General features: G+C 55.1%; 18 protein-coding genes. 5 read left to right on the top strand and 13 right to left on the bottom strand.

From position 1 onward, the window contains the following. Positions 1 to 11: 11 nt before the first annotated feature. The 13 genes from C6366_RS06650 to C6366_RS06710 form a co-directional block, all read right to left on the bottom strand. On the bottom strand, positions 12 to 1,199 hold the full coding sequence (locus C6366_RS06650) for a HAMP domain-containing sensor histidine kinase (protein ID WP_107736558.1): 1,188 nt from the start codon (positions 1,197 to 1,199) through the stop codon (positions 12 to 14). A gap of 178 nt (positions 1,200 to 1,377) precedes the next feature. Beyond that, on the bottom strand, positions 1,378 to 1,794 hold the full coding sequence (locus tag C6366_RS06655; RefSeq protein ID WP_107736559.1) for a response regulator: 417 nt from the start codon (positions 1,792 to 1,794) through the stop codon (positions 1,378 to 1,380). Beyond that, on the bottom strand, positions 1,791 to 4,280 hold the full coding sequence (locus tag C6366_RS06660) for a PAS domain S-box protein (RefSeq protein WP_107736560.1): 2,490 nt from the start codon (positions 4,278 to 4,280) through the stop codon (positions 1,791 to 1,793). The genes C6366_RS06655 and C6366_RS06660 overlap by 4 nt, the downstream gene beginning before the upstream one ends. Continuing rightward, positions 4,273 to 6,789 carry a transporter substrate-binding domain-containing protein gene (locus C6366_RS06665; protein WP_107736561.1) on the bottom strand — a complete coding sequence of 839 codons (2,517 nt, stop codon included), beginning with the start codon at positions 6,787 to 6,789 and terminating at the stop codon, positions 4,273 to 4,275. The genes C6366_RS06660 and C6366_RS06665 overlap by 8 nt, the downstream gene beginning before the upstream one ends. Positions 6,790 to 7,160: 371 nt before the next feature. Next, positions 7,161 to 9,551: a methyl-accepting chemotaxis protein gene (locus C6366_RS06670; RefSeq protein WP_107736562.1), complete on the bottom strand. Its 2,391-nt coding sequence runs from the start codon at positions 9,549 to 9,551 to the stop codon at positions 7,161 to 7,163. 37 nt (positions 9,552 to 9,588) lie between these two features. Beyond that, positions 9,589 to 10,065 carry a chemotaxis protein CheW gene (locus tag C6366_RS06675; protein WP_107736623.1) on the bottom strand — a complete coding sequence of 159 codons (477 nt, stop codon included), beginning with the start codon at positions 10,063 to 10,065 and terminating at the stop codon, positions 9,589 to 9,591. 393 nt (positions 10,066 to 10,458) lie between these two features. Next, positions 10,459 to 12,300: a methyl-accepting chemotaxis protein gene (locus tag C6366_RS06680; protein ID WP_107736563.1), complete on the bottom strand. Its 1,842-nt coding sequence runs from the start codon at positions 12,298 to 12,300 to the stop codon at positions 10,459 to 10,461. A gap of 315 nt (positions 12,301 to 12,615) precedes the next feature. After that, complete coding sequence (locus C6366_RS06685) at positions 12,616 to 13,098, bottom strand: chemotaxis protein CheW (protein ID WP_107736564.1); 483 nt, start codon at positions 13,096 to 13,098, stop codon at positions 12,616 to 12,618. A 234-nt stretch (positions 13,099 to 13,332) separates the two neighbouring features. Further along, positions 13,333 to 15,369, bottom strand: coding sequence for a methyl-accepting chemotaxis protein (locus tag C6366_RS06690; protein ID WP_107736565.1), 2,037 nt, complete (start codon positions 15,367 to 15,369; stop codon positions 13,333 to 13,335). A gap of 36 nt (positions 15,370 to 15,405) precedes the next feature. Then, on the bottom strand, positions 15,406 to 15,888 hold the full coding sequence (locus tag C6366_RS06695; RefSeq protein WP_107736566.1) for a chemotaxis protein CheW: 483 nt from the start codon (positions 15,886 to 15,888) through the stop codon (positions 15,406 to 15,408). A 95-nt stretch (positions 15,889 to 15,983) separates the two neighbouring features. Further along, positions 15,984 to 16,367 carry a response regulator gene (locus tag C6366_RS06700; RefSeq protein WP_107736567.1) on the bottom strand — a complete coding sequence of 128 codons (384 nt, stop codon included), beginning with the start codon at positions 16,365 to 16,367 and terminating at the stop codon, positions 15,984 to 15,986. Positions 16,368 to 16,623: 256 nt separating this feature from the next. Continuing rightward, a complete protein-coding gene (locus C6366_RS06705) occupies positions 16,624 to 17,499 on the bottom strand; it encodes a YitT family protein (RefSeq protein ID WP_107736568.1) in 876 nt (291 codons plus the stop codon). A 41-nt stretch (positions 17,500 to 17,540) separates the two neighbouring features. Beyond that, a complete protein-coding gene (locus tag C6366_RS06710; protein WP_107736569.1) occupies positions 17,541 to 18,347 on the bottom strand; it encodes an ABC transporter permease in 807 nt (268 codons plus the stop codon). Between the two features lie 358 nt (positions 18,348 to 18,705). Here C6366_RS06710 and glmS point away from each other — a divergent pair, with 358 nt between their 5' ends. The 5 genes from glmS to C6366_RS06740 all read left to right on the top strand — a co-directional run bounded on the left by glmS (position 18,706) and on the right by C6366_RS06740 (position 26,700). Then, positions 18,706 to 20,529, top strand: coding sequence for a glutamine--fructose-6-phosphate transaminase (isomerizing) (gene glmS, locus C6366_RS06720; protein WP_107736571.1), 1,824 nt, complete (start codon positions 18,706 to 18,708; stop codon positions 20,527 to 20,529). 133 nt (positions 20,530 to 20,662) lie between these two features. Continuing rightward, positions 20,663 to 21,352 carry a TnsA endonuclease N-terminal domain-containing protein gene (locus C6366_RS06725; protein ID WP_199221448.1) on the top strand — a complete coding sequence of 230 codons (690 nt, stop codon included), beginning with the start codon at positions 20,663 to 20,665 and terminating at the stop codon, positions 21,350 to 21,352. 109 nt (positions 21,353 to 21,461) lie between these two features. Beyond that, positions 21,462 to 23,537 carry a DDE-type integrase/transposase/recombinase gene (locus C6366_RS06730; RefSeq protein ID WP_107736572.1) on the top strand — a complete coding sequence of 692 codons (2,076 nt, stop codon included), beginning with the start codon at positions 21,462 to 21,464 and terminating at the stop codon, positions 23,535 to 23,537. Beyond that, positions 23,534 to 25,183, top strand: coding sequence for an AAA family ATPase (locus C6366_RS06735; protein WP_107736573.1), 1,650 nt, complete (start codon positions 23,534 to 23,536; stop codon positions 25,181 to 25,183). Before C6366_RS06730 ends, C6366_RS06735 begins: the two co-directional genes overlap by 4 nt. Further along, complete coding sequence (locus tag C6366_RS06740; RefSeq protein ID WP_199221449.1) at positions 25,162 to 26,700, top strand: TnsD family Tn7-like transposition protein; 1,539 nt, start codon at positions 25,162 to 25,164, stop codon at positions 26,698 to 26,700. Before C6366_RS06735 ends, C6366_RS06740 begins: the two co-directional genes overlap by 22 nt.

Below are 26,700 nucleotides of genomic sequence, written 5' to 3' on the forward strand. Positions count from 1 at the left end.
ACCCGTTCACATCAATCCCGCTCGTCCATGGATTGTTGGTCATCCCCGCCCGCCGGTCCATGGACGGGCAAGGCCACGAAGAACGTGGTTCCCTGGCCCGGAGTGCTTTCGGCCCAGAGCATTCCCTCGTGCAGGGCGACGAATTCCTTGCATAGAACCAGCCCGAGTCCGGTACCCGGCTCCCCGGCCGTGCCGGGGAAGGACTTGTTTTGCCCCAGGGCGAACAAACCGCCGAGGGTTTTCCTGTCCATGCCGATCCCGGTGTCCCGGACGGACAGGATGATGTCGTCTTCCCTTTGCTCGGCGCAGACGGTCACCACGCCTCCGGGTTTGGTATATTTGACGGCATTGAAAAGCAGATTGCGGATGATGGTGTCCAGCATGGAGTCGTCCGCGGTGAGCAGCAGACCGGATGGAACCTGGGAACGCAGGGCGACGTTCTTTTGCTGGGCAACGTGACGCGCCAATTCCAGGTTCGCGTCCACCACCTTTTCCAGGTCGCAGGCTCCCGCTTCGCACTGCTTCAACCCTTGCAGGGTCCGGGACCAATGCAGGAGGTTTTCCAGCAACTGCAAAACATTCTGAACCGATTGGCCCATGGCCCGGAGCACGGGACGGATAGCATTCCAGTCTTCGGCCTGATCCTCTTCGACGAGCAGCTTCGTGAATCCGTGAATCCCGGTCAGCGGCGACATCAGGTCGTGGGCGATGATCGAGAAAATCAGATCCTTTTCCGCCAAAAGAATCTGGAGTTGTTCATTTTTCTCCCGGATTTCCTCTTCCGCATGCTTCTTGGCGCTGATGTCGATCACGAAACCTTGAAAGCACTGGAGAACGCCGCCTGGTCCCCGGAGCGCACGCACGCTCAGGGACACCCAGATTTTTGTTCCGTCCCGACGCCACATCTGACATTCATGGTTATGGATTTCCCCATGCGCGGCCATCTGGCGCAAAACAAGCTCGCGTTCGGACGGCTCGCAATAGACCTGTGTGGCGATGTCCGTGATGGATTCCAGCAGATTTTCGGCGGAATCATAACCCATAGCGCGGACCAGGGCCGGATTGACGGCAAGAAAACGCCCATCGGGCGTGGATGCATAAACCCCGATGGGCGCGTTGAGAAACATATCCTCCAGAGAGTCCATGGCCCCCTGGCATACGTGCGTGGCACCGCCGTCGTCACGATCCGATCCGGACACGGACGCCTCCTTTCTGATTGATTCTCTCCCAAGGAGATCTATTTGGAAGCCGAAGCGCGGCTCAACCGTTCACAGCCTCCGTGGAGGGAAACACAAGCCCATGGCGTTCTCCAGGAGTTTACGGACCCGGCCGGTTAGGCTTTTGTTTGCGGCATAAGTCGTTGACCTTCTAATATCATTACAATTTCCTGTCCAACACGAACTCCTGCTTCTTACCGGGCCTGAGCAGCTCCCGCACTCGACCCAGAAGGCGGGTCAGATCGCAGGGTTTGAGAAAGATGCTCCGGTCGGCCACGCCCAGTTCGACCAGGGTCGCGTGCAGTTCGGCATCCACTGAGCCGGTGTGTACCAGGAAATGTCGGCACAGCTTCTCCTGGACGGACGCCCGGATAAAGGCCGTGCCGTCCATACCCGGCAGGCGGATGTCCACGATGCAGAGATCCGCCGGTTCGGAACGAAGCATTACCAGGGCTTCCTCGCCCGTTTCGGCCTCGACCACGTGGAAAACTTCCATGTCTTCGAAGTACGTAGACAACTGACACCGGAGCTGCTGCTCGTCCTCCAGAATGAGTACTTTGGGCGGAGTCGTGCTCATGATGCCTCCTTCGGGGTCGTGGCCAGGGGGAGATCGATGATGAACCGGGTGCCCGTGCCGGGAGTGGACTCAACGCGCATCCGCCCTCCATGGTTTTTGGTGATGATGAAATACGACACGGAGAGTCCCAGGCCCGTACCTTGCCCCGGTGCCTTGGTGGTGAAGAACGGTTCAAAAATCCGCGGCAGCACGTCCCCGGGGATGCCCGGCCCGTTGTCCTCCACCACGATCCGCACCGCGTCGGTCTCGGTTGCGGCCCGAACCGTGATCCAAGGATTCTCCAGAGGCGGCTGCACCTCGTTCATGGCCTGGGCAGCGTTGCGCAGGAGGTTCAGGAGAACCTGCTCGATTTCCGTCTCCGTGCAGCCGACCCGGGGCAGACTGGGGTCGATCTCCAGGCGGACGTCGATCCGCTTGAAATCGTATTTCTTTTTCAGGTCATAGTCGCTTTGGGCCAGAGTCAGGGCGCGCTGGATGATCACGCCTAGGTCGCAAACCGTGAGCACGGATTCGCTGCGCCGAGTAAAGTCGAGCATGTGCCGGACGATGGATGCGGCGCGCAGGGCCGCGGATTGGATGTCGGCAATGAACACGTCCAGTTTGCGCCGTTGCATGTAGGCCTCCAGCAGGCCCAGATCCAGCCCCACGGCCTCGGCGGCCTCCACGTTCTTCCAGAAATCCGTTCGGGTCCGCGTCTCCAGGTTCTGGGCCGCCTGAAGGACGATCCCCAGGGGGTTGTTGATCTCATGGGCGATTCCCGCCGCGATTCCACCCACGGAGACCATTTTTTCGGACTGGATCATCATCTCCTGCATTTTCTTGGCTTCGGTGATGTCGCGGATCACGGCCAGGATGTGCGGCTCCCCGTCGATGGGCAGTACCAGAGATGCGATGGAGCAATGAATGATCTCCCCGTCCTTGCGGCGGGCCTTGAGTTCAAAATTGATGAGCGGCTCGCCGGCCCGCAGCCGTTGATAAATGACCTCCCGGTCTTCAGGGATCGGATAAAACTGCAATTCCGTGGTCATGCGTCCCAGACACTCTTCACGGGTGTAGCCGCACAACCGGAAAAAGGCCTCATTGGCGTCGCGAATGACTTCGGTGTGCAGATGAACCACGATGATGGCGTCCGGCGAAAGCTGAAACAGCCTGGAGAACTTCTCTTCCGAAGCCCGCAAAGAGGCCTCGGCCCGCTTGCGCACGCTGATGTCCTTGATGGTCCCATCGATGAATCTCGGATTGCCCCGAACGTCTTTTTCCAGGGAGGCGTTGATGATGGTCTGGAAGCTTGTCCCGTCCTTGCGCTTGAAATCGATTTCCATGGAAACGCCGTCCGGGGAGGCCTCCAGAGCGTCCAGGAGCTTGCGACGATCTCCTGGAGCGGGGTAGATATCCGTGGCCAGATCGCGAACCTGCTCCATAAACTCATCCCGGTCAGCATAGCCGAACATCCGGGCCATCGCCGGATTCACCTCCACGGGCTTGCCGGGAATCGTGGTTCGGAAGATGCCCACCGGCGCATTGTTGAATATGGCCCGATAGCGTTCCTCGCTGGCCCGCAGCTTACGGCGCATAAAAATAGTGATCAGGCCCAGGCAAATGATCAGTGACCCCAGGAAAACGCCCGCAACCTTGATGCGCTGGATCTGCTCCCGGTTCAGCCCCCCAGGACCGTCCAGGGCGATCCAGCGTTTTTCGACTGCGCGGATTTCTTCGTCCGAGACGGTCTGCATGGCCTTGTTCATGGCGCTGTAAAGCAAGGGATACTCACGGCTGACCCCGAAACTGAGGTGGTAAATCATGTCCGTGGGCCCGGCCACCCGCAGGTTGGGCAACTTTTGCTCCTCGATGTAGTAAACGCCCACGGCCATGTTTTCGATCATGGCGTCCACCAGGCCGAACGCCACGTCCCGCAAACCGGCCCGGGAGTTTTCCACGGGGACGATCTCCAGAATATCCGCGTAGTTCTCGCGCAGGAACGTCTCTGTCACGTAGCCCTGGACCGCGGCCACCCGCAGCCCCTTGAAATCCTCCAGCGTCCGCGCCCTGGTCCGATTCTTGGTGGTGATCACCACGACGGGAATATTGATATAAGGTTCGCTGAACAAGGCGAAACGCTCCCGTTCAGGCGTGTTGGCAATGACCGGAGCCACGGCCGCCTCCCCGCTTTCCAGAACCTCCAGCAACCGGGGCCAGGAGGTAGCCGGGACCACTTGAAAAGAAATGCCGAGCCGCGACGCGATCAAGGCCATGACCTCTGCGGCCATGCCCCTGAATTCCCCTCTTTCGGACGCATACTCGATGGGCGGGAATGTTCTGTCGTACCAGAGAACCAGTTTGTCCTGGTTGTCCGAAAGCCAAGCCCGTTCCTCTCCGGTCAGACCGACGTCCGCGCCGCGGACGGCTCCCCCCAGGGGCGAAACCACGATCAAAGCCGTCACGAGGACGATCAACCCGACGCGCTGGAGTATTGTTTTTTCACCCATCCAGCACCTCCCGCACTTTGGCCGCCAGTTCCTTCAACTGATACGGCTTGCCGAGAAAGCCTTTGGCCCCTGTCCGCTGGAGCTCCTCTGCCAGCTTGTGGTCGGCGTATCCGCTGGCAATGAGTACCCGGACTGTGGAGTCCACGGTCAGCAGCTCCCGCAGGCACTGGCGACCGCCCATGCCGGGCATGCCCAGATCCATGACGACCATGCCGATGTCGTGGCCCTGGTCCGCATAGATGGCCAAAGCCTTCTCGCCGCTGGAGGCGGTTAGCACCGTGTAGCCGAACTCCTCCAGGGCCTCCCGTGTCAGGTCGAGTATCTGCTCGTCGTCATCCACCAGCAGGATGGTTTCCCCGCCGTCCAGGTTGATCGGAACAGCCGGAACGTCTGGAATCTCGTCCGCCTCCGCGGCGGCCTCCACGGCTTTTGCCGCTGGCCAGTAAATCCTGAACGTCGCGCCCCGGCCCGGCTCACTGTAGCAGAGAACCAATCCGCCATGGCTGGTGACAATGCCGTAGGCCGAGGCCAAACCCAGACCTGTACCCTTGCCCATTTCTTTTGTGGTGAAAAACGGGTCGAAAATCTGGGCCAGGGTCGTCTCGTCCATGCCCCGACCCGTATCCGTCACGCACAACAACACATGCGGTCCTGGCTCCAGGTTGAAATGCGAGCGGACAAACTCCTCGCCCAGAGTCACATTGCCGGTTTCCAGAATCAACCGTCCTCCGTCGGGCATGGCATCCGCGGCATTGGTTCCCAGGTTCAGCAGCACCTGCTCCACCTGCACTGGATCGGCCAGGACCGGCCAAAGATCGTCCTGGAGGCGCAATTCCAAGGAGACCATTTTGGGAATGGTCCGTTCCAGCATCCTGGCCGCGTCTTCCACCGCATGGTTCAGGTTCAATCGCTGCCGCTCCACCACGGCCTTGCGGCTGAACTGCAAGAGCTGCCTGACCAACCGAGCACCCCGGTCAATGGACTGGGCGATGTTGCGCAGCCTCGTCGATGTCGCCTCGTCGTTGTCGCGCAGCAACATAATCTGGATATTCCCAGACATGGCCTGCAAAAGGTTGTTGAAGTCATGGGCGATGCCCCCGGCCAGGGTGCCCACGGATTCCATTTTATGGGCCTGTCGCAACTGGATATTCAGCTTTTCACGCTCTTCCTCGGCCCGCTTGCGGTCGGTGATGTCGGCGATGAACCCCTCCAGACACACCACCTCGCCGTCTTCCGAGAACAGGCCCCGCCCCTGCTCCCAAACCCACTTTTCCGCCCCGTCCTTGCCGACGATGACGTATTCGAGGGTCAATGTTTGCTTCAGCCGCAACGCTTCCTGCCACGCCTCCCAGCGCCACTCCCTGAATTCCGGATGGATGAGGTCGTTGTAGGAAACGGCGGCATTCTCTACCAGTTCCTCGGGCTTATAGCCGCACAAGGGCAAACTCCCCTCGCTGACGAACTCCATGGTCCAGTTCCGGTCGTTCTTGCAGCGATAGGCCATGCCGGGCAGGTTAGACAGGAGCACTCGCAGCCGGCGTTGACTGTCCTGCAATTCCAGGAAAAATGTCTGGAGACGCTCGCGAGAAACCTCCAGTTCGCTGGTGCGCTGGGCCACGGTCCGTCTGAGGGTCCAGGACCAGACGAATCCGGCCAGAGCCAACACGGTCAGGGCGAGCAAGGCCGGCCAAAGGTACGGCCAGGTCTTTTCCCACGGACGAGGAACCTCGTACACCCCGAACCATTTATCGGTGATTTCCCGGTAGCGATTGGTCGCCTTGAGCAAGGCCAGCCCCTCGTTCAGGCGGTGCACGAGCGGATCGTTGCCTTTGGCAACGGCAAAGCAGTACTCCCGACCCGGCAGGCCGGTCTCCAGGGCCCGAAGATTATCCAGGCCAAAGCGCCTTGCAAAATACATGCCTTGAACCTTGGAGGACAGCAGGGCCGCGTCGTAGCCACCCTCGGACAGCAAAACCAAGGCTCGCTCGGGATCCTGGACCGGGACTACTTGGGAGGCAATGGGGTTGGCCAACAGATACTCGTGCATAATGTCCCCCTCCTGAACCAGAACGCGGCGACCGCGCAAGTCGGCCAAGGAATTGATCGCGGAACCGCCGCGGACGAACAGACCGGAGGAGACAATGGTGTGGGGAACGGAAAACCCGAAGGTCTTCGCTCGTTCCTCGGAATAATACATCCCTGCCAGAACGTCGGCGCGCCCCGTTTCCAGATCATCCCTCACCATCTGCCATGGCCCGAGACGCACCTCGACGGCCAGGCCCATGGCCTCAGCCACGGCTTGAATCAGTTCGACATTGAAGCCTGCGGGCCGACCGTCATCCAGGTATTCATAGGGGGGATAGGCATGGTCCGCGCTGACGATGAGCACGGTCCTGTCTGCGGGCCAGGGCGACCCGGAGTCATGCTCCCGGGCAATCCCCGACCACGGCAGCAACGCCGCGACCAGGACAACGACCAGGATATTGATCAGACAAAACCGATTCGGCACGATCAGACTCCTGTTGCTGGTTGAGTCGGCAAGATCATGAAAAAACTAGCACCTTGACAGCATCCAAGCAAGAAAAAAGACGACGCTCGCTACACACCCCGCATTCCGCCGCCATGCCCGATATGTCCGTTCTCTTCAGGGGCAGTATTCATCAAGCCCGAAAGGTCCGCGTCCGCACGGCCAATCCATACTAAAGGCAAGAACCCACCTGTAACTACTTCGCCGCACTGGGAAAAAAACATGGATTCCGTTGACCGATCATCTCAAAAAGTGCCGCGCATCAAACACAAAACCCGGCTTGGTGCGCACCAAGCCGGGTCTCGTTAAACAGCGGCACGCATCGCCCTTGGCTGCTTCCAGATTATCCCGGATCAATCCTTCTTGAGCTGGTGAACCAGTTCCTGCAGTTCCACGGCCTGCCTGGCCAATTCGGAGATGGCCTGGGCGGACTGGTTCATGACCTCGCTGGTTTCAGATGAGATGCGGTTGATGTCCTCCACCCCGCGGTTGATCTCCTCGCTGGTGGCGGACTGCTGTTCCGCGGCCGTGGCGATGGACCGGACCTGATCCGCGGCCTGTTCGGCCAAGGCCAGGATTTCCCGCAGCGCCTCCCCGGACTGATTGGCCAGTCTGGTGGCGTCCTCGATGGCACCCACGGACTGGTCCATACCCCGGATATTGGCCTGGGTGCCTTGCTGAATGGCGGAGATGGCCTCGCCCACTTCCTTGGTGGCGTTCATGGTCTTCTCGGCCAGCTTGCGGACCTCATCGGCGACCACGGCGAATCCGCGCCCCGCATCCCCGGCCCGGGCCGCCTCAATGGCCGCGTTCAGGGCCAGTAAATTGGTCTGGTCCGCGATGTCCTCGATCACGTTCATGATCCGCCCGATCTGGTCAGCCTGACGTCCGAGCTGGTCCAGGTTGTTCTTCATATCCTGGGCCTGAGCCTGCACCGTGTTGATGGCTTCCACCGAATCGCTGACCACCTTGGCCCCGTCCACGGCCTTGGTCCGGGCCATATCCGAGGCCTCGGCGGCATCGGAGGCGTTTTTGGCCACTTCCAACACAGTGGCGTTCATCTCTTCCATGGCCGTGGCTGTTTCCCCGGTGCGGTTGGTCTGCTCCTCCGCGCCCCGGCTGGCCTCTTCCACCTGGGCCGACAATTCCTCGGACGTGGAGGAGAGCCGGTTGGCCACGGACAAGGCGTCCTCAGCCGCCTTGAGCATCGTTTTCTCGGCGTTCTTGATTTCCGTCAGATCCGCCTGCACTTCAAGAGCGCCGACAACAGCGCCGCTCCTGTTTATGATCGGGCTGCTGGTATAGGCGAGATAGGCGGGCTGGCCGTCAATCTCGAGTTCCGCTTCCGCATGCTCCACCTTCCCCGTGCTCATGCACTTTTTGGTGGCGCAATTCTCTGATCCGCACCCCTCCATTTCAAAGACCGACTTGCAATTTCTGCCTACCGGCTTTTCCTTGCACGCGGAGGTTCCCTTTTTGTTCATCCACAGGATATTGCAGTCGTTGTCGATGGTCATCGCCGCCATGGGGTGCTCGTCCAGGTACGCGGCAAGAACGTGCGTCGCTTGATTGATGTCTTCCGCGAGGATCTTGTAGCTGCCCTGAAACTTTTTACTGTCGATCAGATAGCTGAGATGACCATGGCTGATCTTGTCCGATGAGGTTTTCACCTCGGTGATCAGGTCCAGGATGCTGGTCCTGACGCTGCCCAGCGAATCCGCCAGGGCGCCGATTTCGTCTTTTTGGGAGATATCCGGTTGATGATCCAGGTTGCCGATTGCCATGGCCTCGGCGAACTTCTTCAACCGCGAGACGGGGCCCGTAATGGCCCGGCTGATCAACAGAGCGATGACAATGCCCAGGCCGAAGATGCCCAATGACGCGATACCGATGGTCTGGCGCATCTGATACACCGGTGCCAAAACGTCATCCTGCATGGCCCCCACGGCAATGGACCAGCCCGTTCCGGGAATGGGCGCGAACCCGAAGTAGCGGTCCGTCCCGAAAAATGGGTATGCGTCAAAACCGTGTTCTCCTCGGACCATGCGCTGAAACATGGCGGAGACCATGGCGAAGTCGGGATTGGTCCGGCCTTCCTCGAGATAATTGCGCTGATCCAGCACGAACTGCCTGTCGCCATGGGCTATCAGAGCGCCTTTGTCGTCGATGATATAAGAATATCCCCGCTCGCCGTACCTGATGTCATCCGTAATCTCGCTGAGCAGCGTCGCGTCCAGAACGGCGAACACAATGCCGCGAACCTGCCCCCGGTCGCCCCGGATCGGCGCGGCCGCGACCATGATCGGCTTGTTCAGGATGCGGTGAATGATCACGCTGGACATGACCGTATTGCCCGCCATGGCCTGCTTGAAATACTCCCTGTCGGCAATATTAGCCCTGCTCCCGTCATGCAGCGGCGCATTGCCGTCCGGGGTAGCCACGCCCATCTGCTGAAACCCCATGCGTTCCACCTCGGCAATCAGAGCCGGTTGCTGCTGGTTCCAGTCCATGGAACGGATGACATGCCGGTTGGCAATGCCCTCCATGGCCACAAGGTAATAATCCAGCCGACTTCTGACCAGTTTCGCCCCGTCCTCGGCCATCAGGGGAATGTTTTCCTGCACTTGAGCTATAACAGCACGAGAAGACCGGTCGTAGGCGATGTATCCCAGCCCGCCACAGACCAGGATCAGCAAAGCTAAAAAACCGCCGATCAGCTTGATCCCAATGGGAATGTTCCTCATGTTTTCTCTCCTTCGTTTTCGTTCTTGCTCCCCACTCCTAAATACTCGACAGCATGCCTTGCTCGCTCTTGCTCAACAGGTTGTCCAGATCCAACAGGATCAACAGCCGGTTCGCCAACTTCCCCACCCCTCGGATGTATTCCGACTCGATTCCGGAGATGATCGGCGGTGGCGGCTCCACGGTGTTCGCCGGAATGCGCAGCACCTCGGAGACCGAATCCACCACGAAGCCGATGATCACGGCGTTGATTTCGATGACGATGATCCGGGTGTGCTTGTCGTGCTCCTGCCCGGCCATGCCGAAACGCTTGCGCAGATCAATGATCGGGATGACCTTCCCCCGCAGGTTGATCACCCCTTCCACGAAATCCGGAGCCTTGGGCACCCTGGTGATGCTCATCATCCGGATAATCTCCTGGACCTTGAGAATCTCCACCCCGAACTCCTCGTCGCCGATGTTGAACGTGACCAGTTGCAGGAGATTGCTGTCTTTTTTTTGATCCGATTCGTGGATTTGCATGCCACCCCTTAAATGCCGAGTTATTTGTTTTTTCGAGCATAAACCAGGCTACACCCTGCGTCGATGCGGTTCGCGGCTCCAACCATTCAACGTTCCTCCAGGACGAAACGAATCGCGGCTATCAACTGTTCGCCGTTGAGAATGTGAAGAACCTGGATACTTCACCTCCCGGTCCCAGTGGTCGTAAAAAACTACTGCTGAGGGGGTGCGCCCGAATTTCGTCACGGATTCAGGTTCCGGGATAGGGGCGGGTTTCAACCCCGCCCCTGCGGCAGGCCGCATATCCGATGCAGAATCAAACACGAAACCCGCCCTGGTGTGCGCCAGGGCGAGTTTCGTCGTACAGTGGCACGTAGTGCCCCTGTTCGTCTCTTGTCTCCCCCCGGCTCAGCCCTGCTTCATTCGCTGCACCACCTCCTGCAATTCAACGGCCTGCCTGGACAGTTCGGACACGGCCTGGGCCGACTGATCCATAACTACGCTTGTTTCCGAGGAGATCCGGCTGATATCCTCCACCCCGCGGTTGATCTCCTCGCTGGTGGCGGACTGCTGTTCCGCGGCCGTGGCGATGGACCGGACCTGATCCGCGGCCTGTTCGGCCAGAGACAGGATTTCCCGTAGTGCGTCCCCGGACTGGTTGGCCAGCCTGGTGGCATCCTCAATGGCGCTCACGGACTGGTCCATGCCCCGAATATTGGCCTGGGTGCCTTGCTGAATAGCGGAGATGGCCTCGCCCACTTCCTTGGTGGCGTTCATGGTCTTCTCGGCCAGCTTGCGGACCTCGTCGGCCACCACGGCAAACCCGCGGCCCGCATCCCCGGCCCGGGCCGCCTCGATGGCCGCGTTCAGGGCCAGGAGGTTGGTCTGGTCCGCGATATCCTCGATCACGGTCATGATCCGACCGATCTGCTCGGCTTGGCGACCGAGCTGGTCTAGATTGCCTTTCATCTCCTGGGCCTTGGCCTGCACCGTGTTGATGGCCTCCACCGAGGCACTGACCACTTTCGCGCCGTCTTTGGCTTTGGTCCGGGCCTGATCCGAGGCTTCGGCGGCCTGGGAGGCGTTCCTGGCAACTTCCAGCACCGTGGCGTTCATTTCCTCCATGGCCGTGGCCGTCTCGGCGGTACGGTTCTTTTGCTCCTCAGCGCCCCGGCTGGCCTCTTCCACCTGGGCCGAGAGTTCCTCCGAAGCGGAGGTCATCCGCTCCACCACGGCCTCGATATTGGTTGCGGCCTGGAGCATGCCGTCGCGCTTGGCCGTCTCGGCCCGCAGTTTCGCTTGGTTGGCTTCTTCCGTGGCCAGGTTGGCCTCGTGAGCCTTTTGTTCGGCTTCGCGTGTCTTGGCTTCAGCTTGGCCGATAACCTCCTTCAACTCATGGACCATTTTCGTGATGGCCGTCTTCAAACGTCCGGTTTCCGCGGCAAAACGGCCCTGTAAATCAGCGCCAAGGTCGCCCTGGGACACTGCCTCCGCATAACGGACCAAGGCGTTCACGGGACGGGTGATGGAGGAAACGATGAATACGGCGAGCACCATCACCACGGCCATAATCCCGCCCGTCACGGCCAGCATGGCCCAACGCAACCTCGCAACCTGGGCCTGAATATCGTCGATATACACCCCCGTGCCGATCACCCATCCCCAGGGTTGATACAACGCGACGTAAGACTCCTTGGAAAATAGTTCCGTGCTCGCGCCGTCCCTGGTGGGCCTGGGCCAATCATAGGTCACGAAGCCCTCGCCGGATTGCTTGATCACTTCGACAAAGGCCTGAAACAGGTTCTTGTCCCTTCCGGGAATGGTTTGGACCCGCCCCCCGACGCCGAATTCCAAGCGCGTGGCACAGGCAAAGCGCTGCTCATCTAGAATTTTTCCATCCAAGGCCGGGACAGTCGGATGCATGATCATCCGCGGGTAAGGCAAGGTATCGTCGTTGATCCAAAGATAGTCATTATTTCCATAGCGCATTTGCCTGATCCGCGTCATGGCACGTTCCTGGGCCTCCTGCCTGGAGAACTCCCCGTCCTTGGCGCGTTGCTCATACTCCTCCAGCAAGGAGTAGGACACTTCCACGATTGACTTGAGCCCCGCCTTACGATCTATGAGCAGCTCGCGTTCCACGGTGGGTATAAAGTACAGCAACACGACTCCCAAAAACAACAGGATGACCAGGACCAGAAGACAAATCATCTTTGCCGCGATGTTCATGTTCAAAAGTTTTTTCAACATGGCTTTCTCCTTTTTTTACACTGCAACGAAGCTTTCACGGAATCAGCGGCCGAGACGTCCCTGCCCTTAGCAGTCCGTAGAAAAACTCCCAATTGCTGCGTCGCTGCAAAAAGTTCAAACTCTCACGTATGAAAAATTACGTTTCGACATTGAATTTTTTACTCCTTGCACTTGTTCTTTGAATGGATTGCCGGACAAAGACTTTTTAAACACTCAGTCAGGCATTTCCGTGCTTTTTCGCGTGCTTCATGGGTCATATACTGGGCGCCTTGCTAATGAAACCATGACGTTTCGCTGTAGTGGCAAGGATTATAGTCATAGTCCCGACAACATGCCTTGTTCGCCCTTGCTCAGCAGGTTGTCCAGATCCAGAAGGATCAGCAGTCGATCCGCCAGCTTTCCCACTCCCCGGATATACTCGGACTCGATCCCGGAGATGATCGGCGGCGGCGGTTCCACGGTATTGACTGGAATACGCAGCACCTCGGACACCGAATCCACCACGAAGCCGATGATGACGGCGTTGATTTCGATGACGATGATCCGGGTGTGCTTGTCGTGCTCCTGCCCGGGCATGCCGAAACGCTTGCGCAGATCGATGATCGGAATGACCTTGCCCCGCAGGTTGATCACGCCCTCCACGAAATCCGGGGCCTTGGGCACCCGGGTGATGCCCAACATGCGGATGATCTCCTGGACCTTGAGGATCTCCACACCGAATTCCTCATTTCCGATATTGAACGTGACCAGTTGGAGAAGATTACTGTCCTTTTCACGGGCAGATTCGTGTTGTCGCATGGCTCCCCCATTTGGTTGTATTTATCCTTGCTTCCGAAAAAAGACCTTGACCGTCTCTATTCAAAGTAAGGCAAATCCGATGCAGCACGATCCGTCTCCTATCCTGGTTGAGTCGTCATGTCGTTTTCGGAAAAGGCAATGCCCATTCGCTACATGGCTATAAAAACCGACGCCAATACGGAGAGACGATCTCACATCACGCAGCGAGTGATAAACCGCGAACCCCGGCTTGGCTCAGCCCTGCTTCATCCGCTGCACCACCTCTTGCAGCTCCACGGCCTGCCTGGCCAGTTCGGAGATGGCCTGGGCCGACTGATTCATGACCTCGCTGGTTTCCGAGGAGATGCGGTTGATGTCCTCCACGCCCCGGTTGATCTCCTCGCTGGTGGCGGACTGTTGTTCCGCGGCCGTGGCGATGGAGCGGACCTGGTCCGCGGCCTGTTCGGCCAGGGCCAGGATTTCCCGCAGCGCGTCCCCGGACTGGTTGGCCAGCTTAGTGGCGTCTTCGATAGCTCCCACGGACTGGTCCATGCCCCGGATATTGGCCTGAGTACCTTGCTGAATGGCGGAGATAGCCTCGCCCACTTCCTTGGTGGCGTTCATGGTCTTCTCAGCCAGCTTGCGTACCTCGTCGGCCACCACGGCGAACCCGCGTCCCGCATCCCCGGCCCGGGCCGCCTCGATGGCCGCATTCAGAGCCAGCAAGTTGGTCTGGTCCGCGATGTCCTCGATCACGTTCATGATCCGCCCGATCTGCTCGGCCTGGCGTCCGAGCTGGTCCAGGTTGCTCTTCATTTCCTGAGCCTTTGCCTGCACCGTGTTAATGGCCGCCACCGAGGCGCTGACCACCTTGGCGCCGTCCACGGCCTTGGTCCGGGCCTGATCCGAGGCCTCGGCGGCCTGGGAGGCGTTCTTGGCCACTTCCAGCACCGTGGCGTTCATCTCTTCCATGGCCGTAGCCGTTTCCCCGGTGCGGCTGGTCTGCTCCTCCGCGCCACGACTGGCCTCTTCTACCTGAGCCGACAATTCCTCGGAGGCCGAGGTCATCCGCTCCACCACACCCTCTATATTGGCCGCGGCCTCAAGCATCCCATCGCGCTTGGCCGTCTCGGCCTGGGCTCGGGCTTCCTCGGCCTCCCGCGTGGCGACCTGAGCCTTTTCCGTCTCTTGCCGGGCCAACTCGGATTGATGCTCGGCCTCCTTCATCTTCTCGATCAAGGACTGAACCATGCTCTGAATGCTCAGATTCAAACGCCCAATCTCATCTTTTTGATCAATGCCGGACCGGGCCTGCAAGTCACCCTTGGCCACGGCGTCGGCATAGCTCATCAGACGGCTTACCGGGCCGGTGATGGTGCGGCTGACCAGCAGCGCGATGATGATGCCCAAACCAAAGAACACCAGGGAAGCGATGGCCACGGCCCAGCGCAATTGATACACCGGAGCCAGCACGTCGTCCTGCATGGCCCCCACGGCAATGGACCAGCCCGTTCCGGAAATAGGTGCGAACCCAAAAAAACGGTCCGTCCCCATGAACGGATATGCGTCAAACCCGGACTCGCCCCGGACCATGCGTTGGAACATGGCCGCCAACCGGGCGAACTGGGCATCCGTCCTGGCTTCTTCGATGAAGTTGCGCTGGTCCAGCACGAACTGCCTGTTGCCGTGGGCGACCAAGGCCCCTCTTTCGTCGATGATATAGGCATATCCCGCTGCACCGTATCCGATCTCGTCCGTGATCTCACTGAGTAGCGTGGCGTCCAGACGGGCCATGAGCACGGCCTGAACCTGCCCCCGGTCTCCCCTGATTGGGGTGGCCAGGATCAGCACCGGTTGATTGGTCACTCGGCTGATGATCACGTTGGAAAAGACCGTCCGGCCTGCCATGGCATCTTGAAAATACGCCCTGTCCCCCAGCTCCGCCGTGGTCCCGTCCGGATAGCGGGCCAAGCCGTTCGGGGAGATGATCCCCATGCCCAAATAGTTCAACCTGGCGGTCTCATTCTCCAGGGCAGGCCGCTGCTGCATCCATTCCATGGAGCGGATCACATGGCGGTTGGCAATTCCTTCAATAGCCAAAATGTGATAATCTAGTTGACTCCTGACAAGCTTGGCTCCATCCTCTGCCATCAGCGGAATGTTTTCCTCCACCTGGCCGACCACAGCGCGGGAAGCCCGGTCGTAGGCAATGTATCCCAGCCCGCCGCAGACCAGGAGCAGCAAAGTCAAAAAGCCACCGAGCAGTTTGATTCCAATAGGTATGTTCTTCATGTTTCATCTCCTTCGTTTTTATGATGGGTCCGTGTACTAAATACTTGTCAGCATGCCTTGTTCGCCCTTGCTCAACAGGTTATCCAGGTCCAACAGGATCAACAGCCGATCCGCCAGTTTCCCCACCCCTCGAATGTATTCCGACTCGATCCCGGAAATGATCGGCGGCGGCGGTTCCACGGTGTTGGCCGGAATGCGCAGCACCTCGGACACCGAATCCACCACGAAGCCGACAATCACGGCGTTGATTTCGATGACGATGATCCGGGTGTGCTTGTCGTGCTCCTGGCCGGCCATGCCGAAACGTTTGCGCAGATCGATGATCGGGATGACCTTGCCCCGCAGGTTGATCACCCCTTCCACGAAATCCGGAGCCTTGGGCACCCTGGTGATGCCCATCATCCGGATAATCTCCTGAACTTTGAGGATTTCCACCCCGAATTCCTCATCACCGATGTGGAACGTGACCAGTTGCAGGAGATCACTGTCTTTTTCTTGACCCGATTCGCGTAGCTGCATGGCTTCCCCCTTTTGCTATGGAATAATTAGAGCTTCCCGGTCCAAAACGGATTATTCACCGCGCCAAACCTGTTCGCGATCCCAACCAAACCATATCAACATTCCGCCAGGACGGAACGAATCGCGGCTATCAACTGTTCGCCGTCAAACGGTTTATGGATCACGCCGCGCACCCCCATCGCCATGAGCCGGGATACGGTCTCCCTGTCGCCATATCCGGTCATGACCAGCAGTTTTACCGGGTTGCCAGACTGTTTGAGGATTCTGACGAGTTCCAGACCGTCCATGCCGAGCATCATGATGTCGGTTAGAACCAGGTCCACGCTTTGAGCGTGCTCCGCCCCTTCCGCCAAGACCCGCAAAGCTTCTACGCCGCTCTCCGCTTCCAGCACCTGGAATCCGTGATGCTTGAGAATCAAAGCCAGGGTGAAGCGAACCCTGAGTTCATCATCAACGAGGAGAATGGTCTTGTCGTCCATGCTCTACCTTCAGCACAAAAGGTGCCATGGACACGAAGCGATATAATACACTGGAATAAAAGAGAATGCCAAAAGGCAAAGAGAAGGGGGCCAACCAGGACTGTCAGCCTTGGTTGTCAAAGGAGAGTGCTTGGACCAGAAAGGCCAAGGCAGGGGGCAACGCAACTAGGGTTGACGTTCTAGAAAAACGTCAACCCTGATTGACATGCTTAGTGCGAAAAGTGAAAGAGCTGAAATGCCTTTCGCATCGTCCGCGTCAATACACCTTGCGCCGGGAAAAACCCTGACCGAGCACGTTCAAGGTGTTCTCTTCAATGGTGAAGGCTTTTGGGTCGATGGTGAAGATGATTTCTTCCAGGCGTTTGAGCTGCAGGCTGGTGACCACGGTCAACAGAATTTTCTTGCGTTTGCCGGTGTAGGCGCCGCGACCGTAAAGAAAGGTCGAACCCCGGTTGATGGTGGTCAGGATGGCCTTGGCCAGTTCATCGGGCTTTTCCGAGATCACCAGCACCATCTTGCGCTGGTTGAACATGCCCAGGAAGTAGTCCATGACCATGGCGTGGACGAAAACCAGAAACACCGAGTACAGCACGTGCTCCAGGCCGATGAAGAACAGGCTGCCTGAGAACAGGACCAGGTTGAAGCCGAAGGAAAACTTCCCGATCCCGAGATTGAAGCGTTGACTCATGAAGACCGAGATGACGTCTAGCCCGCCTAGGGAACCCAGGGACCGCAGGGCGATGCCCGCGCCAGCCCCCATGATCGCCCCGGCCGTCAACGCGGCCAGCAGAGTGTCCTTGATGACCAGGGTCCATGGAATGGTGTCGAGTCCCAGGCTGAGAAGCAACATGCCGTACAGGCTGTAGAAGAAAAACCTTTTGCTGACGTAGATCCAGCCGAGAATGAAAATGGGGATGTTCAGGATCAGCAGCCATACGCCAGGGGGAAACACGCCGACCACGTAACTCAGAATCAAACCGACCCCGGTCACTCCACCGCTGATGAATTCCTGGGGAACGACGATGGCCTTGGCCCCGAAAGCGACGATCAAGGCCCCCATGGTGATCAGGAGCAGGTTCCAGGAGATGGAGTAGGTCGCGACGCGGAATTGCTCCGCCCACTTTCCGGCCATATGGGTTCACTCTTCTAAAAAGGCGTCTTTGTTCCGCTCCTCTATACAAGGTCGGAAAAATACTTCTGATAGCGCTGAAACAACCGGTAGGAGATGATCAACAGCGGTATGGGCAGGGCCAGCCCGACGACCATGGGCCAAGACCAGGGAAAGGTGCTCTCCGGAATCTGCAGAGCGCGGTAGGCGGTGACGATTCCGGCCATGGGGTTGAGCAGATACAGATTCCAGGCCCAGGGAGCGCGCTCCATGAAGCGGTCAATGAAGGACAGGTTGTACATGACCGGGGTCATGAAGAACCAGGCGCTCATCGCGATGCTCACGATATGGTTGGTGTCCCGGAAATACACGTGCGAGGTGGACACCAAAAATGTCAGCGCCAAGTTGAATAAACTGTGGTAAGCTACCAGCAGGGGCAGCAGCACGACCCACATACTGAGCATGCTCCCTTTCCAGAGCAAAATGCCGGTCAGCAGCACGAGCTGGACCCCCAGGGTCAGCAGGAAATGAATCAGGTTACCAGCGGTGAAGGACATGGGCAGCAGGACGCGCGGAAAGCTGACTTTTTTTACCAGGTTGGCGTTGCCGCTGATGCAGTTCTGTCCGCCGAACACGGCTTGCCCGGTATATTGCCAGGCGAAAACCCCGATCAAGATGTCTTCCGTGGGCACTCCCCGACCGATCAAGAGCCGGAGAAAAACCATGTAGATGATGGCCATGAACAGCGGGTTGAGGATGCTCCAGAAAAAACCGAGCACCGTGCCGCTGTACCGGCCTTTGAGTTCCCGGGCGCTGAGGTTGACCACGAGATCCCGATAGGCGCTGAGTGTGGAAAAAAGGCTTGTCGGCATAGGTTGTGTGGTTGGAGATTCAGGGGTTCACGGTTCAGGATGGACTTGCGGAGAGGCGGACGAACAAGGATATCAAGAACGAGCCGGTGGGCGATGTGAGCCAAGTCGCCAAGCGGTTACTACCTACATGAGCACGATGCCGGGAGCAAGGCCGTGAACGCGTCGCGCTGGGCTGGGCTCACGCCAAGACGCGAAAAAAACTTGCCTCATCTTCGCGACTTCGCGACTTCGCGGCTTCGCGTGGGCCCTTTTCCCAGTTATGCTCTTCGTATGACCCAAGGTGACTTTTCGCGGTACAGAGGCTAAAGACGACCAATTCCCGTTCATCAGCAAGAGCATCGAGAGAGGATCATCAATCATGTGCGGAATCATCGGTTATGCGGGGCACAGGCCTGCCGTGCCCATCATCGTGGAAGGACTGAAGCGTCTGGAGTACCGCGGCTACGATTCCGCGGGCGTGGCCTTTGCGCAGCATGACGAGCTGCACGTCATCCGGGCCGAAGGCAAGCTGTGCGAGCTGGAAACCCGTCTCAACGGCCAGGACATGTTTCACGCCACCACGGCCCTGGGCCATACCCGATGGGCGACCCACGGCCTGCCCGTGGAGCGCAACGCCCATCCCCATCGTGACCCGAAAGGCCGTTTGGCCTTGGTGCATAACGGGATCATCGAGAACTACCAATCGCTGCGGGAAATGCTCAAAGGCAAAGGGCGCACGTTTTTCTCGGATACGGACTCCGAAGTACTGGTCCAACTCGTTGCCGAGTTGTGGACAGCCGACATCTCCCTACGCGAGGCGTTCAGCCGGGCTCTTGCCCAGGTTGAAGGCACCTATGCCGCGGCCCTGCTCAACCTGGACGAACCGAATCGAATCTGGGCGGCCCGCAAATCCAGCCCGCTGTTGCTGGGCGTGGGCGTGGGAGAAAACTTCGTGGCCTCGGACATTCCGGCGTTTCTGAGCTACACCCGTGACGTCGTCTTCCTGGAGGACGGCGAACTGGTGGAACTGGATCCCTTTTCCTGGCAGGTCTTCGACACCGCCACCCTTTCCCCCCTGGAAAAGCAAGTCCACCACATCACCTGGGACTTCCAGGCCGCGCAAAAAGGCGGCTACCGCCACTTCATGCTCAAGGAAATCTTCGAGCAGCCCGCAGTGATCGGCAATTGCCTGGCCGGACGCGTGGACGCCAAGGCCTTGTCCGTGGCCCTGCCGGAGTTGGACGATATGCCCATCCCGGCTCAGATCCAGATCGTGGCCTGCGGCACGTCCTATCATGCCGGGCTATGGGGCCAACATCTGCTGGAGTCCTGGGCGAAAATCCCGGTTCGCGTGGAAATCGCCTCGGAATTCCGGTACCGGAATCCGCTTTTCATGCCGAACGACCTCGTCCTGGCCATCAGTCAGTCCGGGGAAACCGCGGACACCCTTGCCGGGATGCGCCTGGCCAAGGAACACGGCGTGCCCGTCCTCGGACTGTGCAACGTGGTGGGATCCAGCGTGGCCCGGGACGCGGACGGCGTGATTTACACCCAGGCCGGGCCGGAAATCAGCGTGGCCTCCACCAAGGCCATGTGCAGCCAGCTCGTCCTGTTGACCTTACTGGCCCTCTACTGGGGCCGCCGCAAAGGGACACTGTCCCGGGAAGTGGAAACGTCGATCATCACCGGGCTGTTCGGCCTGCCCCAAATCCTGGAGGCCGAACTGCCCCGCTTGCGCGGCAAGGCCCAGGAACTGGCCCCGGAATACAGCACGGCACGTAGCTTTTTCTACCTCGGCCGAGGGCCGGCCTACCCTCTGGCTCTGGAAGGCGCCTTGAAACTCAAGGAAATTTCCTACATCCACGCCGAAGGCTACGCAGCCGGAGAAATGAAACACGGCCCCATCGCCCTGATCGAGCCGGAATTTCCCACCTTCGCCCTAGCCCTGAACGACGCCCTGCTGCCCAAGGTCGTTTCCAATCTGGTGGAAGTCCAGGCCCGCAACGGTCGGGTCATCGCCTTGTGCCAGTCCGGATTCGACCTTAACGTGGACCACGCCTGGGAGATCCCCCAGGTTTACGGCCCCCTGAACACCTTTCTGGCCCTGCCAGCCCTGCAGCTCTTCGCCTACGAGATGGCCGTCTACCTGGGCAAGGACGTGGACCAGCCCCGCAATTTGGCCAAGAGCGTGACGGTGGAGTGAAGGCGGAAGAATTATTTATTGAAGTTGTGGGAGCAAAATAAAGTTGGTAACTGAAAAATAAAGATTGTAACTTTAAAATAAAGTTGGTAACTTTGTTCCGAGTTTGAACACGTGATTTTCAAAGGTTCGGAGCATGACAATTATCAATTTCGATTCCCGTTCTTCCAAATGGATAAAACAGGGACGTGGGCAGGGCACCGGAAAAGACTACCAGCCTTGGCTAACGGTAAGGGACCTGCCTTCTTCTGGCAGGTCCCATCGTGTCTGGGGATTCCAAACACAACGTACCCACCATTTACTCTCTGATCTTGAACTCAAAGCCTTTTTTTTGTTCGACTGGAATCCAGTCGTAACAGACCTTCGAGAACAATACCCTCTCGCACTCGACGATACCTTAGAGATCGCAAAAAAATCTTGCATCCGTCACCCAGAATTTCGGGGGCAAGTGCAGGTGATGACGACGGATTTTCTTGTGGATACCAACAGGGCAGAACTTCCGAAATTTGCGATACAAGTCAAAACATCGTCTGATCTCTTCAATCCGAGAGTCATTGAAAAACTTGAAATTGAGCGTCAATATTGGAAGAAGCATAAAGTCCCTTGGTATTTGTTGACAGAAAAACAAATACCTAAGTCCGTGACAGAAAATATTTCTTGGCTTTATCCCTCACAACTTATGCTTGAAATTGAAGATCTGCTCGAGATGGCTCCTCTATACATGAATTTCTTCCACAAAAATCCAGCAGTAAAAATTTCTCAGGCTGCAATGATGCTGGATCAAGCATATTCGCTTGAAAACGGTGAATCTCTGCAAAAAATTTGATCGTTGATGGCATTGAGGGTTTTCCTGTTCAATATTGCAAGTCCTTGGAGATCTTTGATTGTGGGAGATTTACAAGCATCTTCAGACTTCCACCATTTGCGGAATCGTTATGCTGCAAATCAATGATGTACTTATGTACGGTGAGGTACGGCATCGGGTTCTGAACTCCACTGAAGAAGGGTATGTATTGATCAATATCGATTCAATTCATTCTTTTCCAGAATACATATCTGCATCGGAGGTGGAGGCCGCAATCCTATCAGAATCCCTGAAAAAAGTGGATGACCCTTATAAACATCTTGTTACTCAACTGCCGGAGCAAGGAACAGTTTCTCAGAAAATTCGGGACAAGCGCCTGTCGATCATAAATGATCTGATACACAATCCGGATATTTACAATAGAACAGGCAGAGGGCCATTGGTTCAGCAGGTCGTTAACAAAACCGGAATCGCTAAAAAATCCATATATTCTTATCTTCGGCAGTACTGGCAACGTGGATCGACTCCTAACGCCCTACTTCCGGATTACGATAATTCTGGAGGTAAGGGGAAAAAACGTTCAAACTCCGGGAAAAAATTGGGACGGCCTAGAAGTATCTCACCAGGGGAAGGGTCCATAATTGATGCTGTTATTGAGCGATTTTTCCGTATCGTTCTTGATCGTTATTACCTCACAGAGAAAAACATTCCTATAGGCTACGCTCACCGCCGTTTCATGGATATGTATGAATCCAATAATCCTAATATCCCTAAAGAGGAATATCCTACAATTGGTCAATTGCGATACTTTTATGAAAGAGAATACATTCGTTCAGAACGCATCCGCCTTAAGTCAAATAAAATTAATTATAACAAAGATATAAGACCACTGCAAAGCACAGCAACAGTCAACACCCATGGACCTGGTGCACGATACGAAATTGATGCTACCATTGCAGACATATACCTACTATCTTCGGACAGGCAAAAAATCATTGGCCGCCCAATATTGTACGTTGTTGTTGATGTTTTCAGCAGAATGATAGCCGGTTTTTATGTTGGGCTTGAGAATCCATCTTACGCAACAGCTATGTTGGCCCTAGTCAATGCAATGACAGATAAATCTAAAATATGCAAATCATATGGGTACGATATAGCATCCGAAGACTGGCCTTGCATTGGTTTACCAGATGCAATCCTGGCAGATCGCGGCGAGTTACTTGGCCATCAGATAGAATATCTTGAGCAGGCATTTGGTGTGAGAATTGAGACTGCTCCTCCCTATCGCGGCGATGCCAAAGGCATAGTTGAGAGATGCTTTCGAACGATTCAAGCAGATTTTAAACCATACGCCCCCGGCGTTGTTACAGGAACAACCATAAAAAAAAGAGGCGGCAAGGATTATCGACTAGATGCGACGCTAACCATTCAGGATTTTACGAAAATCATTATCGGCTCAATCCTGCACCGAAACCTGTACTCCGTCCTGACTAAGTATGATCGCGAACCTGATATGCCTAGCAATCTTCCAGCTGTACCAATTCGCATTTGGCAATGGGGAATCCAGCATCGGAGCGGACGCCTGAGGAATGTGTCTGAAACTGCCTTGAGACTTGCCTTGCTTCCCCGACAAAAAGTAACCATTTCAGACCTTGGTATCCAATGTTTTGGTGTTTTTTACACCTGCAAAGAACTAATGACTTCAGGCTGGCTAAATCGAACGAGACAACAGAGGCCTGGCCCATTCATGGCGGCTTATGACCCTGGGATTGCGGATCACATTTATTTTTTCCCGGATAAAAGCAAACCCGATTACTGGGACTGCTACCTGACGGATCGCTCAAGAGAATACAGGGGTCGATCAATGTGGGAGTTATGGGAAAGTCAGAAGCAACTCCGAAAAGTAACAGCAACTTGGAAAATCCAGGAGCAGAATAGCAAAAGAAACCTAGAAAACATAATCCAGGAAACTATAAAAAAGGCAGAGAAATCACGCCCTCCCCATATCGGAGAATCCAAAACGGAAACACTTACTGGCATTGGAAATAACCGACAAGAAGCCCGCGATCTTGAGCGGCAACAACGCCAATCGGCAAAAAAAACTTCAGGGTCTAAATCAAAAGCCACCGTCACCAATTTACATGAACAACCTGAAGATTGTGCAATTCCAGATTTCCTCGATGAACTTTTTGGAGATAAAGAATGACGCTACCGGAAGGGATGGTTAATGCAGTTTATCATGAAACTGAGATTAGTAGGTACCAAGGAAACCCGCTTATTGAAGCATTGCCTCCAATTTTGGACGTACAAAAACTGAGATTAGGATTGGCCAGCAATATAGAATTCAATCCAACAGACATCTACCTCGCCAAGCAAACACGAATTCATGTGATATCTCAATTATTGGATAGCTTCTTCCAGCCATTATCACGTCATGTTCATCTGGAATTAAAACTCTCAATTATGCTTCGCCAAGGATATGTTGGCCGGAATCTCGCAACCGGACTTTTGAATTCTCACATTCAGAATGGGTACGAACGTATACAGCAAGGAAATCTCAGCGTTTATCGTTTTGAACATGTTCAGTCCACCGCAAAAAGCATGGTTCTTATTGGTTGTTCGGGATCGGGAAAAACAGTTTCACTGAATCGAATCCTCGCCACATATCCCAAAATGATCTATCATGAAAAATATAATTTTATACAGATTGTTTTCCTCAAGATTGACTGTCCCCATGACGGTTCTTTGAAAAGCTTGTGTCACAACTTTTTCAGAGAAATTGATTCGATCATGTCTACAAACTATGTTCGCAGATATGTACAAAAAAGGCACAGCGTTGAAACACTTATCGCATTGATGGCGCAAATCGCAAATACGCATGCGATTGGTCTTTTGGTCATTGATGAAATTCAACATTTAAATGTCAAGAACTCGGGTGGCGCAGAGCGAATGCTCAACTTTTTTGTCACGCTGGTAAACGAGATCTCTGTTCCCATTGTGATGGTTGGTACTCCTAAGGCAAGTCCAATTTTTGAGATGGATTTACGATCTGCACGCCGAGGAGCAGGGTTTGGATCAATTTTATGGGAACCGCTAAGCAAACCTTCATCGGATGAGGATGTGTCTCAAACAGAATGGGGAGCTTTCACCACCTGCCTGTGGAAATACCAGTGGCTTACCAAGGCAAACGATATAACGAATGATATCCGCGATACTTGGTATGACCTTTCCCAAGGTATCATGGACATCGTCATTAAATTGTTTGTCCTGTCTCAGATACGAGCTATTGTAACCGGTATTGAACGGATTACCCCTGATTTAATTCAAAAGGTGTACGAGGACGAACTCAAACCTATCCACCCTATGATTAATGCTTTACGCTCAGGGGATATCTCGAAGATAGCACGCTTTTCAGACCTGACAATTCCTGATGTGGATATAAAAATTTTGGAATTTAGTAAGTTGCTGCAATCAAAACAGGAGAAAACTAATAAACTTCCAAAATACCAAGGAAATGATAAAGCGATAAGACTACATAATTTGCTTGTTGACATGGGCTTTGAATCAGATTTACTGGAGCCTCTGATAAATCGAGCACTAAATGAACATCCTGGCCTGACAATGAAGGACTGGACGATGTTGGTTATTAAATGGAGTCAAGATGGTGATATTAAGAAAGTGACGCCGAAGCCGAAGGCCAAAATAATCAAAATGAAAGATTGGCATACTTTGGATTCACGAGATCTACGCTTTCTACGGTCTCAGGCTGATACCGAAGATAAATTCCAGGATTCCTTAAATCGTGAAGGCATTTTCTTTGACACTGAAAATTGGCTTCGTTCCATGGCTTAGAAGTGCTGAATTTCCCCGTACCATATCCAGAGGAGCTAATTTACAGCACCATTGCCAGAGCTGGTATTCGACAAGGTATAACAAGTCCAAAAGAGCTGCTGGATGAAATATTTCAGTCGCGTGGAATAATTGCCACAATTGATTTACCCAATCATCTTTCAGCAGTATCTCGTTTACTACCAAAAAAATATAGTGCCGAAGAAATAATATACAACCACACACTTTTTCCAATTTATGCACCATTTGTTCCTGAAGAACGCCGTAAGCGATGCCTGGAGTGGATGCGTAAAAAATCTCAAGGTGCAGTACATTTGGCATTAGGAGTTACAGCGTCCCGAATTAAAGTTCCTCGATACATTCGCTATTGTCCACGCTGCATTTTGGCACAAAATAATGAACATGGAGAATATTATTGGATACGAGGTTGGCAAGTACCAGGGATAGAGTCATGTTCAAAGCACGGCTATTTGATCAACACTCAATTGTTACGATCAAATGCAGAACGTCATAGGTTCATTGCTGCAGCACCAGAATATTGTCCTCAAGTTCCACAAAATCAATGCGCATCCACCTCCACGTGGATATCAATACAAGTACAGCAATTACTTGAACGCTCCATTCGACCATCCGCTTCTTATGAACAATGGACGACCTATTATAAGGATCTAGCTTTCCAATATGGTTTTAACCGTGGGAACGGACACATTAGACATCATGCTGTTAAAGAAAAAGTACTACGGGCTTGGCCAATTGATTGGCTGGCAAAATATAACCTCACGCCCACTGAGTCAGACGATAATGAAACAGATTGGTTGCGATCAATATTTCGCAAACATAGAAAATGTTTCAGCTATCTTCAACATATCGTGGTGAACCAGGCAATTGTTGGCGAATCATGGTGCATCGACAACGTTCTCGATCAAGTTCAACAATATCTTGTTAAAAAACGACTACCGTCATTTCAGAAAACTCAATCTATAAAATTGGATCTTGCCCCAGACCAAGAAAACTGGCAACGACTTTTATCGTTTCATTCACCCACAAAAGCTAGAAAAATTTCGCCAGCCCTTTACGGCAGGCTTTATCGAAGCCACCTGCCTTGGTTATTGGAAGTTAATGCTTGTCACGCTGACGATCGGTCTGGCTTTGCATTAAGACGTAAAGTTGACTGGAATGCTAGAGATCAAGAGTATTTACAGGTCCTTCGTCAAGTAACTGCCTCTCTGGATGGCAGCGCAGATGGACCAAGACGCTCTAAAGCATATTTTCACAAGTTGGCAGGTTTATCCACAACATTTCAAAAAAATCTTAACCGCATGCCACTTTCAGAAGCTTTTTTGGATGACCATGTGGAAAGCGTTGAAGGTTATCAGATTAGAAGGTTGCGAAATTCATTTCAAGAATTACAACAACAATTTGATACACCACCTCTTTGGCGTTTACTAAGAAAAGCAAAACTGAGTAAAGAAAGATTAACAGAAGCATCAAAACATTACTTAAACATTTTGGATTTGTGA

Origin of the sequence: Desulfonatronum sp. SC1 (assembly GCF_003046795.1) — a bacterium.
Classification (GTDB): Bacteria; Desulfobacterota; Desulfovibrionia; order Desulfovibrionales; family Desulfonatronaceae; genus Desulfonatronum.

Bases quoted from the DNA above. Each gene is read 5' to 3' on its own strand.
- C6366_RS06655 (WP_107736559.1), bottom strand. From the start codon at position 1,794: ATGAGCACGACTCCGCCCAAAGTACTCATTCTGGAGGACGAGCAGCAG.
- C6366_RS06660 (WP_107736560.1), bottom strand. From the start codon at position 4,280: ATGGGTGAAAAAACAATACTCCAGCGCGTCGGGTTGATCGTCCTCGTG.
- C6366_RS06670 (WP_107736562.1), bottom strand. From the start codon at position 9,551: ATGAGGAACATTCCCATTGGGATCAAGCTGATCGGCGGTTTTTTAGCT.
- C6366_RS06680 (WP_107736563.1), bottom strand. From the start codon at position 12,300: ATGTTGAAAAAACTTTTGAACATGAACATCGCGGCAAAGATGATTTGT.
- C6366_RS06685 (WP_107736564.1), bottom strand. From the start codon at position 13,098: ATGCGACAACACGAATCTGCCCGTGAAAAGGACAGTAATCTTCTCCAA.
- C6366_RS06690 (WP_107736565.1), bottom strand. From the start codon at position 15,369: ATGAAGAACATACCTATTGGAATCAAACTGCTCGGTGGCTTTTTGACT.
- C6366_RS06695 (WP_107736566.1), bottom strand. From the start codon at position 15,888: ATGCAGCTACGCGAATCGGGTCAAGAAAAAGACAGTGATCTCCTGCAA.
- C6366_RS06700 (WP_107736567.1), bottom strand. From the start codon at position 16,367: ATGGACGACAAGACCATTCTCCTCGTTGATGATGAACTCAGGGTTCGC.
- C6366_RS06705 (WP_107736568.1), bottom strand. From the start codon at position 17,499: ATGGCCGGAAAGTGGGCGGAGCAATTCCGCGTCGCGACCTACTCCATC.
- C6366_RS06710 (WP_107736569.1), bottom strand. From the start codon at position 18,347: ATGCCGACAAGCCTTTTTTCCACACTCAGCGCCTATCGGGATCTCGTG.
- glmS (WP_107736571.1), top strand. From the start codon at position 18,706: ATGTGCGGAATCATCGGTTATGCGGGGCACAGGCCTGCCGTGCCCATC.
- C6366_RS06725 (WP_199221448.1), top strand. From the start codon at position 20,663: ATGACAATTATCAATTTCGATTCCCGTTCTTCCAAATGGATAAAACAG.
- C6366_RS06730 (WP_107736572.1), top strand. From the start codon at position 21,462: ATGCTGCAAATCAATGATGTACTTATGTACGGTGAGGTACGGCATCGG.
- C6366_RS06735 (WP_107736573.1), top strand. From the start codon at position 23,534: ATGACGCTACCGGAAGGGATGGTTAATGCAGTTTATCATGAAACTGAG.